This window comes from Lentzea sp. NPDC059081 (genome assembly GCF_042738015.1).
GTDB lineage: Bacteria > Actinomycetota > Actinomycetes > Mycobacteriales > Pseudonocardiaceae > Lentzea.
The window spans coordinates 86,816-100,903 of record NZ_JBHYGW010000015.1; the positions used below are offsets into that span (position 1 = coordinate 86,816).

The window sequence follows — 14,088 nt, forward strand, 5'->3', positions numbered from 1 at the left end:
TGTAGATCAATTGATCGGATTGTGTTTGTTCGACGGGGAATAGCTGGATGTGAAGCCTTCCGGGGGATAACTTGGAAGCATGTCCGAAACGATGGATCGCCTCGCCGCGGCAGCCACCCTGGAGGAGGTGCAGCGGATCGTCCGCACGACGGCCCGTTCCTCGCTGGCCGCCCACGGTGCGACGTTGGTGCTGCTCGACGGCGATCTCTGCTACTACGCCGACGAGGACTCGATGAGCCCGTTGTGGAAGGGCCAGCGCTTCCCCGCCGTCAACTGCATCAGCGGCTGGGCGATGAGAAATCGTCAGACGGTGGCGATCAGGGACATCCGCTTCGATTCGAGGATTCCTCAGGACGCGTACCGGCCGACATTCGTGCGGAGCTTGGTGATGGCCCCGATCCTGCGTCCCGAGGCAATTGGTGCGATCGGCTGCTACTGGGCCGTTCCGCACTCGGCGACGCAGGGGGAGACCGGGAGCCTGGAGTCGTTGGCGCTGGAGGCCGGCGATGCGTTGGAGCGCTTCCCCGAGGGCCTGCCCGCGCGGGGCTTCATCGCCTGATGCGGCCGGAGCGCCGCACCGTCGGCGACCGCCGGGGCACGGTCGCCGCGCCACCGGCTGACGAGTTCCGCGCTCAGGGGCGGTGGAGCTCTTCCTCGAAGATCTGGTCGACCTTGCCCGACGCGCGGGACAGCGCCCGCACCGCGAAGACGGCGAGGGTGAACGCGGCCGCGACGGCGATCGCGACCCAGATCGAGGTGAACATGTAGACGATCGCGAGCAGTTGCAGCACCACGACGGTCTTGGCGGCCAGGACGATCCAAGGCCGGTGAGCAGGACTGACGGCGGGGGCGGAGTCCATCACGAGCTTCTCCCAGTTATTCAACGAGTGTCGAACCACTGCCTACGTCGTTTGGATCTAGACAGCTGTTACGTACGGTGATGTGTGGCGTCAACTCTCACTCGTAAGGGTTAACGCTACGTAGTCGTTTCGAATTGTTTGGCGTAGAACGATCGCCCTACGTCCTGCAATTACGGTGAAGTCTGCTGCCGCTGGTGTCGAGACGTATCACACGATCGGGTGGCTTATCGGGAACGTTGATGCCTTTTGCGCCGACTGCTCGGGACCTTCGACTCTGTGGCCGAAGTGGGCGTAAGCCGACTTGTCGACGAACAAAGGTGGAGACAATTCACTTTTGAATGGAATCTTTTTCGCATTCAGTGATGAACGTGTTTCGCATCACCCTCACCGCGCGGGTATGGCTGGCACCAGTACCGATCGGCTGGTTCGCCTCATCGTGGGCCGGGCGCGGCATTCCTAGGGTTCTCGCCATGACCAAGCACTCGATTCCCCTGCGCCGCAAGGCGATCGCCCTCGGCGCCGCGGTGCTCGTCGCGCTCGCGGCGTTCCCGGCCTCGGCCGCCACGGGCAGCCCGTCGGCTACGACGCGCACGGTGACGAACGCGGAGCACGACCTGGTCTTCCACGTCGTGGACGGCAGGTCGCCCGCCCTGGTCCTGGACGCGGGCGGCGGGCTGAGCTCGTCCTACTGGAAGGACCTGGCGCCCAGGCTGGCGAGGACCACCGGCCGGAAGGTCATCACCTACGACCGGGCCGGCGAGGGCCGCAGCGACGAGATTTCGGGCCCGTGGAGGATCGAGAGCGCGGTCTCGGACCTCGAAGCGGGCCTCAGGGCACTGAGCGAGACGAGGAAGGTCGTGCTGGTCTCGCACTCGATCGCCGGCGAGGTCGCCACCACGTTCGCGGCAAAGAACCCGGGCCGGGTCGCCGGTGCCGTGCTCGTCGACGCCAACGTGCCCGACTTCTTCAGCGACGAGATGCTGACGGCCTTCGCGCCGGTCGTCGAGCAGCAGCGCGCGGACCTGCTGGCCCAGCCCTCGACCAAGAAGAACCGCCAGCTGCTCGCCGTCATGGCCGACTTCGCCCCCACCCACCGCGCCTACAACAAGCTCGCCTGGCCGAACACCGTGCCGGTGACCGTGATCGTCACCTCCGGCACCCCGTTCGACGCACCAGAGGCGGCGCGGCTGTGGCGCGACGCCCAGGCGCGCTTCGCCCAGGCCGGCCCGAACCGCAAGCACGTGGTCGCCGAGAACACCACGCACGAGGGGATCGTGACCGAGCGCCCGGACGTCGTCGCCGGGGCGGTCGAGGACGTGCTGAAGGCGGTTCGCTAGCCGATTCGGCCGAGGGTGGGGAATCGTCCGGCGGAATGGCCGGTATTCGGAGAAAAGAAAGAGCCGGTCTCCGCAGCAGCGGAAACCGGCTCTTTCTTGTTCAATCGGGGTGACAGGATTTGAACCTGCGACCTCTTCGTCCCGAACGAAGCGCGCTACCAAGCTGCGCCACACCCCGGCTGGGAACGAGTAGAACTCTACATCATGTCCGCCCCAGCTCCGAATCGGACCCCCTCATTCCGGCCCTGACCAGGCGTAACAGGCCTCGGGACCAGGGTCAGCAGGGAAGCCTCCGGAGGACAGCAGAACCGCACCGGAGCGTACGGAGAAGTGCCCATGCCCGCGGACACGTTCATCCACATGTGCGAGCCCCAGCGCGAAACGCCGCGGGCGCGCGAACGGTCCAGTTCGCAGTTGGTGACAATCGCGCCGTAGAACGGCACGCGCAGCTGACCGCCGTGGGTGTGGCCCGCCATCACGAAGTCGTAGCCGTCCGCGGCGAACGGGTCCAGCACGCGCGGTTCCGGCGAGTGCGTGACGCCCAGGCGCAGGGCGGCGGACGGGTCAGGGGCGCCGGCGATGTCGGCGTAGCGGTCGCGCTTGAGGTGCGGGTCGTCGAGGCCCGCGCAGAAGATCTCCTGGTCGCCGACCTTGATGGTCTTGCGCAGGTGCGTCAGGTCTTCCCAGCCGCGCTCGATCATGCCCGCGCGGAGGTCGCGCCACGGCAGCGTCACGCCGTGGATGCGCTTGGTCTTGGCCGACGGCAGCAGGTAGCGCACCGGGTTCTTGAGCCTGGGCGCGTAGTAGTCGTTGCTGCCGAACACGAACACGCCCGGCTTGTCGAGCAACGGGCCGAGCGCGCGCAGCACGCCCGGTACGGCGTCCTTGTGCGCGAGGTTGTCGCCCGTGTTGACGACGAAGTCCGGGTTCAGGTCAGCGAGGGAGGCCACCCAGCGCTGCTTCGACACCTGGTTGGGCGTCATGTGCAGGTCGGAGATGTGCAGCACGCGGATCGGCTTGGCGCCGGGGGACAGCACCGGCACCGTCGCTGTCCGCAGCGTCCAGTGCCTCCTCTCGATTCCGGCCGCGTACGCGATGGTCGCGGCACCGACTGCGGTCGTGGCGAGGAGGGCTCGGCCGAGCTTGTTCACGCGTCAAGGGTACGGAAGGGCGTTAACTCGATCGGCGCGGCATCCGGGGCGCTGTACCGTTCTGCGCCATGGCGGAGTTGAAGACGCGGCTGAAGAACGACCTGACTGCGGCTATGAAGGCCCGGGAGACGGTCACGGCTGGTGCGCTGCGTATGGCGCTCACGGCCGTCACGAACGAGGAGGTCTCGGGCAAGCAGGCCCGCGAGCTCAGTGACGACGAGGTCGTGAAGGTCCTCTCGCGCGAGGCGAAGAAGCGCAAGGAGGCCGCCGAGGCGTTCGACGGTGCCGGCCGGGCCGAGAAGGCCGAGCTGGAGCGCCAGGAGCTCGCCGTGCTGGAGACCTACCTGCCGGCGCAGCTCGACGACGCCGCGCTCGCGTCCATTGTGGACAAGGCAGTCGAGGCCGTCGCCGCGCAGCTCGGCGAGACGCCGGGACCCAAGCAGATGGGCCAGGTCATGAAGGCCGTCAACGCCGAGGTCGCCGGGCGCGCCGAGGGCGGCCGGGTCGCCGCCGCCGTGAAGTCCAAGCTCACCAGCTAGAACACGAGGTGCCGCAGCGGTGTCGCTGCGGCACCGTTCAGAACGCCTTGTCGACCGCGTCCGCGAACTCGCCCATCGACCCGAACTCGAGGTCGTAGCCGAAGTCCCCGGACGGCTGCGGCGTCGCGCCCCAGCCCGGCCGGTCCCGCCTGCGGTTGATCCACACCGACGGCAGCCCCTCGCGCTTGGCCGGAACGTGGTCGTGGAACAGGCTTTGCGCCACGTGCAGCAACCCGGACCGCTCCACGCCCAGTTCGCCGAGCTTCGCGTCCAGCGCCCGGAAGTGGTTCTCCGCCGGCTTGTACCCGCCGACGTCCTCCGCGGTGATGATCGCCGCGAAGTCCCCGCGCAGCTGCTCGTTGCTGCCCGCGAACCCCGCGCGGTGCACATTGGACAGAATGATCAGCCGGTAGCGGGAAGCCAAGCGCGCCAACGCATCCGCGGAGTCGGGGAACGCGGGCCAGGCCGGCACCGAGTCACCCAGCCGCCGCGCCCACCCGTCGCTCACCTCGCGTCCCAGCTTCGTGCCGGTCCGCCGGAACGCCTTGGCCAGCACCTCCGGGTAGAGCGCGGTCGGCGTCGCGGCCTCGACCGCCGCCTCCTCGTCGGCGTAGGCGAGCAGCAGGTCCTCGTTGGAAATGTCGAGCCCTTGTTCGCGAGCCCACGGCGCGAGCACCGCGGCGATGCCGGTCTCCCAGTCGATGAGCGTGCCGTAGCAGTCGAAGCTGAGCGCCTGGAACGTCGTCAGGTCCATGTGTAGAACTGTAGTACAGTTCAACTGCAGAGCAACTCAGTAGACTCGATGCCATGTCCGCCCTCGAAGGCCTCGAAGTGCGCCGCACCACCACGGCCCAGCAGCTGGCCGACGGCCTCTCCGAACGGATCATGGCCGGCGCCTTCGGCCCCGGTGACAGGCTCAGGGAGAGCGCGATCGCGGCCGAGCTGGGCGTCGCCCGCAACACCATCCGCGAGGCCGTGCGCATCCTCGAGCTGACCGGCCTGGTCCGCTACGAGGTCAACCGCGGCGCCGTCGTCATCGCGCCGACCCGCGAGAAGGTCGAGGCGCTCTACACGGCCCGCGAACGCCTGGAGACCGCCGCGATCGCCCGCACCCCGCGCCCGGAGCAGCTCGAGGCGATCACCACGGCGTTCGAGGAGCTGGAACAGGCGGCACGGACCGGCGTCGGCATCGTCGACCGCGACCTCGCGTTCCACCAGGCCATCGTCGCGCTGCTCGACAGCTCACGGCTCGACGAGTTCTTCGCGTCGCTGACCCAGGAGCTGCGCTTCTACCTCACGGTGCTGAGCAAGTCGGAGACGCCGGAGGAGGTCGTCGCGGAGCACCGGCTGATCCTGGACGCCATCCGCCTCGGCGACCGCGACCGGGCGGTCGCCGAGATCCGCGCGCACGTCGAGGCGAGCGTGGAGCGCCTCAACGAGCTGCTCTAACGCCCTGGTCTGCCGGGCTCCGTCGGCAGCGTGATCGTCGGCCTGCCAGGACGCCCCGGTTCCGTCGGACCACCCGGTGTGGGCGGCTGACCGGAGTTCGGCGGCTCCGTGTTCACCGGCGGCGGCACGTACCCCGTGCTCACCGACAGCGTGATCACGGTGCCGCGCAACGCGTTGCCGCGCGGCGTCTGGCTCACGACCGTGCCCTTGGGCTGCTCGGAGTTCACCGACTGCTGGCTCGCCTTGTAGCCAGCCTGGTCCAGGATCCGCATGGCGTCGTTGACCTGCCGGCCCACCACGTCGGGGATCTGGATCTCCTTGCCGCCCTTGAGGTAGCGGGGCTCGACGGCGGGCAGCTGGGCCACCGGCAGCGAGCCGTGCACCTTCGTCATCGTCTCGAACCACGTCTTGGCCGGGATCGTGCCGCCGAAGATGTTGCCGTTGCCGCACAGCCGGGGCGCGCCGTTGCCCGCCAGGCAGATCGGGCGGGGGGAGGTGCCGTCGTTGAACGTCTGGACGGCGCCCGCGAAGTCCGGCGTCGCGCCGATGAACGCCGCCGACTTGTACTCCTCGGTGGTGCCCGTCTTCGCGATCATCGGGCGGGTCCACTTGGCGTTGCGGGCCGCCTGGGCCGCGGTGCCGCCGCCGATGTCGTCCTTGCTCATGCCGACCGCGAGGCCGTTCGCGAGGCCCTCGGCGACGACCTGCTCGCACGGCGCCTCGTTGACCGTGACCGCCTTGCCGTTGCGGTCGAGCACCTTGGCGACCGGGGTGGGCGGGCACCACTTGCCGCCGCTCACGATGGTGGCCGCGACGTTCGCGAGCTCCAGCGTGGACACCGGCGCCGGGGAGAGCGTGAAGGAGGCGTTGCCGCCGTTCTGCTTGTAGAACTCCGTCTGCGAGACGCGGTTCTGCTTGTCCTTGGCCTTCGGGTCCGGCCGGGTGCCCTGCAGGTTCGTCGCCATCGTCTCGCGCATGCCGAGCCGCGAGGCCATGTCGACGACCGCGTCCATGCCGGTCTGCTCCTCCAGGATCACGAAGCCGGTGTTCGGCGAGGTCGCGAGGGCCTGCTGGAGCGTCATCGACGACGGGTAGCTCGAGTCGAAGTTGGCCAGGCAGTACCAGCGCGTGCCGGGCTCACCGGTGCTCGGGCAGCGCTGGGCGCCGCCCTTGAAGACCCGCGAGGTGTAGGACGTCGGCGTCTGGATGACGTTCTCGATGCCGAGGCCCTTCTCCAGCGCCGCCGCGGCCGTGAAGACCTTGTAGACCGAGCCCGCGCCGAACTTGTTCTCCACGCCGCTCGGCAGGTCGTACGTCGTCTGGCGCAGGTCGGCCTTCAGGCCGTAGTCGCGGTTCGCGACCAGCGCCAGCACCTCGTGGCGCTCCTTGCCGGGCTTCACGACCGCCATGGTGTTCGCGATGCCGTCGACGCCCTTGCCGACGCCCGCCTCCGCGGCGGCCTTCGCCTGCTGGGTGACGGTCCTGTCCAAAGTGGTCTGGATCGTGTAGCCGCCGGTGCGCAGCTGCTCCTCGCTGAAGCCGGCGCGCTGCAGGTAGTTGATGACGTACGAGCAGAAGAAGCCGTTCTCCGGGCCGGCGCCGACGCAGCCGTTCGGCGGCGTGCGGACCGGGTTCGCGAGCCCGAGGCTCTCCTTCTTCGCCGCCTCGCCCGCGTCCCGCGACAGCTTGTCGTTCTCGACCATCCGGTCGATCACTTTGTTCCGGCGCTCCATTGCTTTGTCCGGATACGCTTCGGGGTCGAGTGCTGACGGACTGTTCACCATTCCCGCGAGCATCGCCGCCTGGGGAACCGTCAACTTGTCGGGCGTCGTGTTGAAGTACGCCTGGGCCGCCGCGGCGATGCCGTAAATGGTCGAGCCGAATGGGACGACGTTGAGGTAGCGGGCGAGGATCTCCTCCTTGCCCAGCTTGCGCTCCAGCTGCAGGGAGATGCGGGCCTCGCGCATCTTGCGCGCGATGGTCTGCTCCTGGGCCTTGGCCTGCTCCAGCTTGTTGTTCCGCGCCACGACGTGGACCAGGTAGTTCTTCACGTACTGCTGGGTCAGCGTGGACGCGCCCTGCGACACCGAGCCGCTCACCTGGTTGGTCAGGCCCGCGCGGATGGTGCCCTTCCAGTCGACGCCCTGGTGCTCGTAGAACCGCCGGTCCTCGACCGAGATCAGCGCCGCCTTCATCGTCGGCGAGATCTTGTCGGGTGGCGTGAGCACTCTGTACTGGTCGAACAGGTAGGCGATCGGGGCGCCGTCCTTGTCGGTGACCGTCGAGATCAACGGAGGATCCGTCGTCACGAGGTCGGCGGAGATGCTGTCCACGGTGTCGCTGGCCCTGTTCGAGACGAGGCCGGTCGCACCCACGACTGGGAACAGCATGCCGGCGAGGAGAACCCCAGCCAGCAGGCACAGGCCGAGCATCTTGAGCACGCCATTCCTGACTCGCACGCGGGCCAGCGTACGCCGTACACGAACGGGTGAGCGTGATCAGTAAGTGCCGTTACTCAGCATGAGTAGAGATACGCAAGACAGGTAACAGTCGGGTGACCCAGGCTTGGAAGGGGAACCGAACGGCACTACAGTCCGTCAACGTCCAAGGAATGCAGTCGTAGCTCGAACGCTACGGCATCCGTGGCAGGGGTGTGGCGGATTTCCACATTTGGACAGCACTGAGGAGTGGGGGATATGAACCAGGGGGATTGGCGTATCAACGCTTCGTGCCGAGATGAGGAGCCGGACCAGCTCTTCGTACGAGGTGCGGAGCAGCGCAAGGCGAAGCTCGTGTGCCTGGGTTGCCCAGTTCGCATGGAATGCCTCGCCGAAGCGCTCGACAACAGGATCGAGTTCGGGGTCTGGGGAGGCATGACCGAGCGCGAACGCCGTGCTCTGCTGCGCCGCCGTCCGGACGTCGAGTCGTGGTTCGAGCTGCTCAGCAACGCGCGTCAGGAGCACCTCGAGGACACGAGGGTCGGTTAACAGCGGGTGAACATCTCATTCACCGGCTAGCCGGCGGCCCATCTCCCGAAGGCCGTCGAGGTCGTGCACGTCCGCGGGCAACGCGGGCACGCCGACCAGCGACACACCGGGATGAGCACGTGTGAACCGGGCGAGCAGCCGCTTCTCTCGATCGGCGACTGCCACCCGGTCCGCATGCAGGCGGAGCACCGCCGCGGCGAGCGGCGCGTCACCGGAGCGGTCCAGGTCGTCCGCTGCCGCGAGCGCCTTCGCCGCGGGCAGGTCCGCCGCGAGCACCGGGTGGGTCCTGTTCGCGACCAGCCCGCACAAAGGCATGCCCTCGTCGCTGAGCCGTTCCACGAAATAGCTCGCTTCGCGCAAAGCGTCCGGTTCTGCCGCCGCCACCACCACGAAACCGGTTCCGGGCGAGCGGAGGAGTTCGTAGGTCCGCTGCGCGCGTTCCCGGAATCCTCCGAACATGCTGTCGAAAGCCTGTACGAAAGTCGACGCGTCCTGCAGCAGCTGGCCGCCGACGATCGTCGAGACGGCGCGCGTGAAAAGGCTGAAACCGGTTCCGACGATCTTCATCAGACCGCGTCCGCTCGCCCGCGCCGGTGCCGAGAGCATCCGGATGAACTTGCCGTCGAGCACCGTCGACAACCGCTGCGGCGCGTCCAGGAAGTCGAGCGCGGAGCGGCTCGGCGGGGTGTCGACGACGATCAGGTCCCACTCGTCCTGCGCCACCAGCTGGCCCAGCTTCTCCATCGCCATGTACTCCTGCGTGCCGGAGAACGACGAGGAGATGGTCTGGTAGAAGGGGTTCGACAGGATCTGGTCGGCCCGGTCGCGGCCCGCGTGGGTCAGCACCATGTCGTCGAACGTGCGGCGCATGTCGAGCATCATCGCGAACAGCTCGCCCTTGGGCTCGAAGCCGTCGACCACCACCTCGCGCGGGTGGTTGTCCAGCTCGCGCAGGCCGAGCGACTGCGCCAGCCGCCGGGCGGGGTCGATCGTCAGCACGACGACGCGCCTGCCGCGTTCGGCGGCCCGCAACGCCAGCGCCGCCGCCGTGGTCGTCTTGCCCACGCCACCGGAGCCGCAGCACACCAGGACCCTGGTCTCCGGGTCGTCGAGCAACGGGTCGAAGTCGAGCTTGTTCACCGCACACCCGCCGCGACCAGCACCTCGGCCAGTTCGTAGAGCGCCGCCACGTCCACCCCGTCGGTCAGTTCCGGCAGGTCGAGCGTCGGCAGGTCGGACTCGCGGAGCAGTTCCATCGCCTCCTGTTGCGACCGCACCCTGATGGCGTGCTCCACCGTCTCGTCCACCAAACCCTCGAGCGTGAACTCGTCCAGGTCGAGACCGGCGGCGGCGAGGCCCGTGCGCACCCGCGACTCGTCGATCCTGCCTTCGGCGGCGACGGGGATCGAGCGGGCCGGCAGGCGTTCCGGCTGGACCCGGTTGACCAGCACGGCACCGGGCCGCAGGTCGGCGCCGTCGAGCTCGGCCACCGCGTCCAGGGTCTCGCGCACCGGCATCTCCTCCAGCAGCGCGACCAGGTGCACCGCCGTGTCACCGGAGTGCAGCAGCCGCACCACGCCCTCGCTCTGCCCCTTGATCGGACCGACCTTGGCGAGGTCGGCCATGGCCTTCGTGACGTCCAGGAACTTGACGACGCGGCCGGTGGGCGGCGCGTCGAGCACGACGGCGTCGTAGAGGTGGCGGCCGTCCGGGCCGGTCCGGTTCACGCACTCCTTGACCTTGCCGGTCAGCAGCACGTCCCGCAGGCCGGGCGCGAGGGTGGTGGCGAACTCGATCGCGCCCATCTTGCGCAGCGTGCGGCCCGCGAAGCCGAGGTTGTAGAACATCGCCAGGTACTCGAGCAGCGCGGCCTCGGCGTCGACGGCGAGCGCGTGCACCTCACCACCGCCCGGCGCGGACGCGATCCGCTCCTCCGAGTACGGCAGCGGGGCGCGGTCGAAGAGCTGGGCGATGCCCTGCCTGCCCTCGACCTCCACCAGCAGCACCCGGCGGCCACCGGTGGCCAGCGCGAGCGCCAGCGCGGCCGCGATCGTGGTCTTGCCGGTGCCGCCCTTGCCGGAGACCACGTGCAGACGGGCTCGGGTCAGCTCCTCGGTCCACGACGTCACACGTCCAGACTAGGTGTGAATCCGGTCGAAGGTGGACTGGTCGGTCAATCGACCATCGTGAGGAAGAGAACGGCGAAGGCCGTCGCGGCGACCAGTGCCCAGGCCACGACCGACGGCAGCCACAGCGCGATGCTCGCCGTGACGACGACCACGACGACGAGTCCGATGACCCCTGCCTGCACGACCTGCGTGCGACTGCTGTGCTTGCGGTCGCGCACCTGGGCCATGGCGACGAGCACCATCACCAGCCCGCCCACGGCGAACAGGCTGGTGGCGACGATCCGCCAGGTCTCCACGTGATCAACGTAGCTCGAACCGGGACAACCGCGCAGGCTTCGATCGGGTGGCGCGTTAGGCTCCGCGCATGACGAAGTGGGAGTACGCGACCGTGCCGTTGTTGATCCACGCCACGAAGCAGATCCTCGACCAGTGGGGTGACGACGGCTGGGAGCTGGTCACGGTGCTGACGAACCCGACCGGTGAGCAGCACGTCGCGTACTTGAAGCGGGCCAAGGCGTGAGCGCCTGGACCACGCGCCTGAAGGAGCTCGGCATCGAGCTTCCCGGTGTCGCCGCGCCGCTCGCCGCGTACGTCCCCGCGACGCAGAGCGGCCCGTGGGTCTTCACGTCCGGCCAGCTGCCGTTCGTCGACGGCCGGCTCCCCGCCACGGGCAAGGTCGGTGCGGAGGTCTCCCCGGAGGAGGCCAAGCAGTACGCCGCGACCTGCATCCTCAACGCGCTGGCGGCAGTTCACGCGCTCGTGGGGATTGACTCGATCAAGAGAGTCGTGAAAGTTGTCGGGTTCGTGGCCTCCGCCGAGGGCTTCACGGGGCAGCCGGGTGTCGTGAACGGCGCCTCCGAGCTGCTGGGGGAGATCTTCGGCGACGCGGGCAAGCACGCCCGGTCGGCCGTGGGGGTCGCAGAGCTGCCGATCGGCGCTCCGGTGGAGATCGAACTGATCGTCGAGGTGTGACATGTCGGACACGTGCCACGAACTGCTGCTGCGCCTCGCCGGGCGCCTTCCCGACGAGCTGCTGTGGCGGTACCGGGACTGGGCGTCCTCCGACGCGTACGCCGTGCTCGCGCGTTCGTTGCCGCGCACGTTGCTGCACGGGCGCATCCCTCTGACGGACCACGAGATGCGCCTTTTGCAGGACGCGCTCGTGCCCTACGGGGCGGAACCGGGTGCTGTCAGTTCGGTCAAAGGGCTGGACGAACTGCCCCCCACCGACTACACCTTTTCCCCGGAATCACCCGATCGGGTGTCCATGGGGGATTCCGCGACCGTCGTCCTCGGTGCCACGCTGCGCGGCCGGCACGGGGTCGGAGAGGTTCGCTCGTGCTGGCGCATCGGTCCCTCCGGGATCAACCGCGTCCTGCTGGTGGCGGCCACGTCCGGCCACGCCCGGCTGACCGGTGAGCTGCAGCGCGTTCTGCGGGCGCTGGGCGAACACGACCCGTGCGTCGAGGTCGTGCCGTCCGGTCTGGACCTGCCGCCCTACCACCGGGCGGCGCTGGCGGCATCGGAGCCGGTGTGCGCCGGCGCCGAGTCCGACGAGCACCTGGTGCTCAGCTAAGGAGAGTTGACGTGACGAACGACGGTGTCGGCCTGCCGGTCCGTCTGCACGATCTCCTGCTGTCGATGGCCGGGCGGATCGACGACGCCGCCCTGTCGCAGGCACGCGAGTTCCTCGCGGTCGGAGAGCTGGACCGTGCGGTCGAGATGCTCGTCGGAACGCTGCTGTCCGGTGGCATCCCGGTGTTACCTGACGAGCGCGCGGCCATCACGTGGGCGTTGCACGAGGTCCGCTCGGACGCGTCGCTGACCGACCGCATGGCGGTCGCCGAGATGCTGCCGTTCCTGCGCCACCGCTTCACGTCCGAGACCGACCCGGTCTCCGACATCACCGGCGCGCTGGCCCGTGCCGTGGCGATGCTGCCGGACGTCCGCTCGGTGCGGGCGGTCTGGCGGTCCTCGCCGACGGGGTCCACGCCCGGCCCGCTGCCGCAGCGGGTGGTGCTCGTGGACATCGGTCCGCAGGGCTTCGCGCCGGCGACGGCGTACCGGATCGACTCGGTGCTGCGGAAGGCGGGCGTGCGCGCCGCCGTCGAGGTGCTGACGACCGGCACGCAGCTCAGCGAGTACCACGCCGCCGCGATGACGTCCTCGAAGCCGGTACCGGTCACCGGTGCCGCGGGGATGAGGGTCGCCGAGCCGGTCTCGCCACAGGGGGCCTGGTTCGACCAGTCAGAGGAACTTCCCGCTCCGGCGCCGGTGGCCGAGCCGACACCGGCGCCGGAGCCACTGGAGGAAACCGGCTCACGTCGCAGCAGAACACCCTCGCTGGAGGGCTCGCAGCCCTTCCCGCCCAAGCCCGTCAAGCGGATCCCGAAGGCGGCCGCGGAACCGGTTCCCCCCGCACCGGAGCCGGAGCCGGAGGCGGAGATCTTCCCGCTCCCCGAGCCCACCCCGATCAACAGGGCCGAGGTGACCACCGAGATCCGGGGTGACGAGCTCGCGGCGCTGCAGGCCGCGCTGGCCGAGTCGCCCGCGGAACCGTCCTCGGTGGACGCGAACCTCAGCGAACGGGAACGCGCCCTGCTGCAGCAGCTCCACGAGGAGCTGGCGCAGCGGGAGCAGATCGGGTCGAAGACGACGGACAGCGGCCACTGGCAGCTCGACCGCTCGTCGCACCAGACGTTCGGCGCCTCGAACAACGGGCACCAGACGCCGTAGGTCGTGGGTCAGGCCCCGGCCTTGCGCCGGGCCTGGTCGATGATCCGCTGCAGGTGCAGGCCGCGCCGCACGTCGCACTCGTGGGTCGTGGTGCCGCTGTGCACCATGGCCACGAAGTCGTCGAGCAGGTTCGTGAAGCACTCCAGGGCCGGCGTGTCCCGGTTCGACAGCGTGCGGGCGCCGTTCGTGCCGAAGATCGTGAAGTCCGCGAACGGCGGCTGCAACGGCAACGACAGGCACAGCGAGGCGGTGCTGGTGGCACCGCCCGCGTGCCGCAGGATCAGCTGCCAAAGGCCCGTGTCCGTCACGTTCGCGGCGACCACCTCGGTGATCTCGCCCAGTGCCGCGTCGAGCAGGTCGAACGCGTGCGGGCCGACGTCGTCGAGCGCGCCCCTGTCGTGCCGCCACGGCGAGTTCGAGAACGGGCCGTCGAGCAGGGCGCCGGAGATCCACCGGCTGTCGGCGCCGGTCCAGCCGCCCGTGCGGTGCAGCTGGGCCAGCATCTCCTTGGTCTCCGGCGCGTAGCGGCGGGTCAGCACGACCAGCGACGCGACGCCCGCCTCCTCGACGGCCGCGACGAGGCGTTCCGCGGCCTCGACCGTCTCGGCGACGGGCTTCTCCAGCACCAGGTGCTTGCCGGCCCGCGCGGCCTCGACCGCCATCGGCCCCTGCACGCCCGGTGGCACGCAGAACGCGACGGCATCCACAGTGGACAGCATCTCCGCGTAGTCCGCGAACGGTTCGGCGCCGTGGGCGTGCGCGAGCTCCTGCGCCGCCTCGGGCCGCCGGGCCCACACCCCGCTCAGCGTCGTTCCGGGGTGGTTCGCGATGCCGGGGGCGTGGACCATCTCCGCCCACGGGCCGGCACCGACGAGTCCTACGCGCAGCTGTTCGTCCACT

General features: G+C 69.2%; 17 protein-coding genes and 1 tRNA gene. 9 read left to right on the forward strand and 9 right to left on the reverse strand.

Annotated elements, in window-relative coordinates; all coding sequences use genetic code 11:
* The first annotated feature begins 79 nt into the window (after positions 1 to 79).
* Positions 80 to 559 carry a GAF domain-containing protein gene (locus ACFWV3_RS28670; RefSeq protein WP_382415512.1) on the forward strand — a complete coding sequence of 160 codons (480 nt, stop codon included), beginning with the start codon at positions 80 to 82 and terminating at the stop codon, positions 557 to 559.
* A 73-nt stretch (positions 560 to 632) separates the two neighbouring features.
* Here ACFWV3_RS28670 and ACFWV3_RS28675 read toward each other — a convergent pair whose 3' ends face one another.
* On the reverse strand, positions 633 to 860 hold the full coding sequence (locus ACFWV3_RS28675; RefSeq protein WP_382415513.1) for a hypothetical protein: 228 nt from the start codon (positions 858 to 860) through the stop codon (positions 633 to 635).
* Positions 861 to 1,330: 470 nt separating this feature from the next.
* Here ACFWV3_RS28675 and ACFWV3_RS28680 point away from each other — a divergent pair, with 470 nt between their 5' ends.
* Positions 1,331 to 2,197, forward strand: a complete 867-nt coding sequence (locus ACFWV3_RS28680; protein WP_382415514.1) for an alpha/beta fold hydrolase — start codon at positions 1,331 to 1,333, stop codon at positions 2,195 to 2,197.
* Between the two features lie 104 nt (positions 2,198 to 2,301).
* Here ACFWV3_RS28680 and ACFWV3_RS28685 read toward each other — a convergent pair.
* Both ACFWV3_RS28685 and ACFWV3_RS28690 read right to left on the reverse strand, forming a co-directional pair.
* Positions 2,302 to 2,375, reverse strand: a tRNA-Pro gene (locus tag ACFWV3_RS28685).
* A gap of 19 nt (positions 2,376 to 2,394) precedes the next feature.
* Entirely contained in the window at positions 2,395 to 3,348 is a 954-nt protein-coding gene (locus tag ACFWV3_RS28690) for a metallophosphoesterase (protein ID WP_382415516.1), read from the reverse strand.
* Between the two features lie 68 nt (positions 3,349 to 3,416).
* Here ACFWV3_RS28690 and ACFWV3_RS28695 point away from each other — a divergent pair, with 68 nt between their 5' ends.
* Positions 3,417 to 3,887 (forward strand): GatB/YqeY domain-containing protein, encoded by a 471-nt coding sequence (locus ACFWV3_RS28695; protein ID WP_382415517.1) that lies wholly within the window; start codon positions 3,417 to 3,419, stop codon positions 3,885 to 3,887.
* Positions 3,888 to 3,924: 37 nt separating this feature from the next.
* Here ACFWV3_RS28695 and ACFWV3_RS28700 read toward each other — a convergent pair whose 3' ends face one another.
* A complete protein-coding gene (locus tag ACFWV3_RS28700; RefSeq protein WP_382415519.1) occupies positions 3,925 to 4,641 on the reverse strand; it encodes an HAD-IA family hydrolase in 717 nt (238 codons plus the stop codon).
* Between the two features lie 53 nt (positions 4,642 to 4,694).
* On the opposite strand from ACFWV3_RS28700, the gene ACFWV3_RS28705 reads away from it, so the two are divergent.
* The gene (locus ACFWV3_RS28705; protein ID WP_382415521.1) at positions 4,695 to 5,336 is read left to right on the forward strand and encodes a GntR family transcriptional regulator; all 642 of its coding nucleotides are present in this window, start codon (positions 4,695 to 4,697) and stop codon (positions 5,334 to 5,336) included.
* Here ACFWV3_RS28705 and ACFWV3_RS28710 read toward each other — a convergent pair.
* A complete protein-coding gene (locus ACFWV3_RS28710) occupies positions 5,333 to 7,795 on the reverse strand; it encodes a transglycosylase domain-containing protein (RefSeq protein WP_382415523.1) in 2,463 nt (820 codons plus the stop codon). The genes ACFWV3_RS28705 and ACFWV3_RS28710 overlap by 4 nt on opposite strands.
* Positions 7,796 to 8,032: 237 nt before the next feature.
* Between ACFWV3_RS28710 and ACFWV3_RS28715 the strand changes: the two genes are divergently transcribed.
* Positions 8,033 to 8,323 carry a WhiB family transcriptional regulator gene (locus ACFWV3_RS28715; RefSeq protein ID WP_382415525.1) on the forward strand — a complete coding sequence of 97 codons (291 nt, stop codon included), beginning with the start codon at positions 8,033 to 8,035 and terminating at the stop codon, positions 8,321 to 8,323.
* Between the two features lie 15 nt (positions 8,324 to 8,338).
* Here the strand turns inward: ACFWV3_RS28715 and ACFWV3_RS28720 are convergent, their stop codons facing one another.
* Genes ACFWV3_RS28720 through ACFWV3_RS28730 form a run of 3 tightly spaced genes read right to left on the reverse strand, consistent with a single transcriptional unit; the run spans position 8,339 to position 10,748 of the window.
* On the reverse strand, positions 8,339 to 9,463 hold the full coding sequence (locus ACFWV3_RS28720; protein WP_382415527.1) for an ArsA family ATPase: 1,125 nt from the start codon (positions 9,461 to 9,463) through the stop codon (positions 8,339 to 8,341).
* Positions 9,460 to 10,452 (reverse strand): ArsA-related P-loop ATPase, encoded by a 993-nt coding sequence (locus ACFWV3_RS28725; RefSeq protein WP_382415529.1) that lies wholly within the window; start codon positions 10,450 to 10,452, stop codon positions 9,460 to 9,462. Before ACFWV3_RS28725 ends, ACFWV3_RS28720 begins: the two co-directional genes overlap by 4 nt.
* 44 nt (positions 10,453 to 10,496) lie before the next feature.
* Positions 10,497 to 10,748, reverse strand: a complete 252-nt coding sequence (locus tag ACFWV3_RS28730) for a hypothetical protein (protein ID WP_382415531.1) — start codon at positions 10,746 to 10,748, stop codon at positions 10,497 to 10,499.
* A gap of 68 nt (positions 10,749 to 10,816) precedes the next feature.
* Between ACFWV3_RS28730 and ACFWV3_RS28735 the strand changes: the two genes are divergently transcribed.
* The 4 genes from ACFWV3_RS28735 to ACFWV3_RS28750 are packed head-to-tail and all read left to right on the forward strand — an operon-like array spanning position 10,817 to position 13,188.
* Positions 10,817 to 10,972, forward strand: coding sequence for a DUF4177 domain-containing protein (locus ACFWV3_RS28735; RefSeq protein ID WP_089950120.1), 156 nt, complete (start codon positions 10,817 to 10,819; stop codon positions 10,970 to 10,972).
* A complete protein-coding gene (locus ACFWV3_RS28740) occupies positions 10,969 to 11,424 on the forward strand; it encodes a RidA family protein (protein ID WP_382415533.1) in 456 nt (151 codons plus the stop codon). Before ACFWV3_RS28735 ends, ACFWV3_RS28740 begins: the two co-directional genes overlap by 4 nt.
* Before the next feature lies 1 nt (position 11,425).
* Positions 11,426 to 12,028, forward strand: a complete 603-nt coding sequence (locus ACFWV3_RS28745; RefSeq protein ID WP_382415535.1) for a hypothetical protein — start codon at positions 11,426 to 11,428, stop codon at positions 12,026 to 12,028.
* 11 nt (positions 12,029 to 12,039) lie between these two features.
* On the forward strand, positions 12,040 to 13,188 hold the full coding sequence (locus ACFWV3_RS28750) for a hypothetical protein (protein ID WP_382415537.1): 1,149 nt from the start codon (positions 12,040 to 12,042) through the stop codon (positions 13,186 to 13,188).
* 8 nt (positions 13,189 to 13,196) lie between these two features.
* Here the strand turns inward: ACFWV3_RS28750 and ACFWV3_RS28755 are convergent, their stop codons facing one another.
* Positions 13,197 to 14,087, reverse strand: coding sequence for a Gfo/Idh/MocA family protein (locus tag ACFWV3_RS28755; RefSeq protein WP_382415539.1), 891 nt, complete (start codon positions 14,085 to 14,087; stop codon positions 13,197 to 13,199).
* Position 14,088 lies beyond the last annotated feature (1 nt).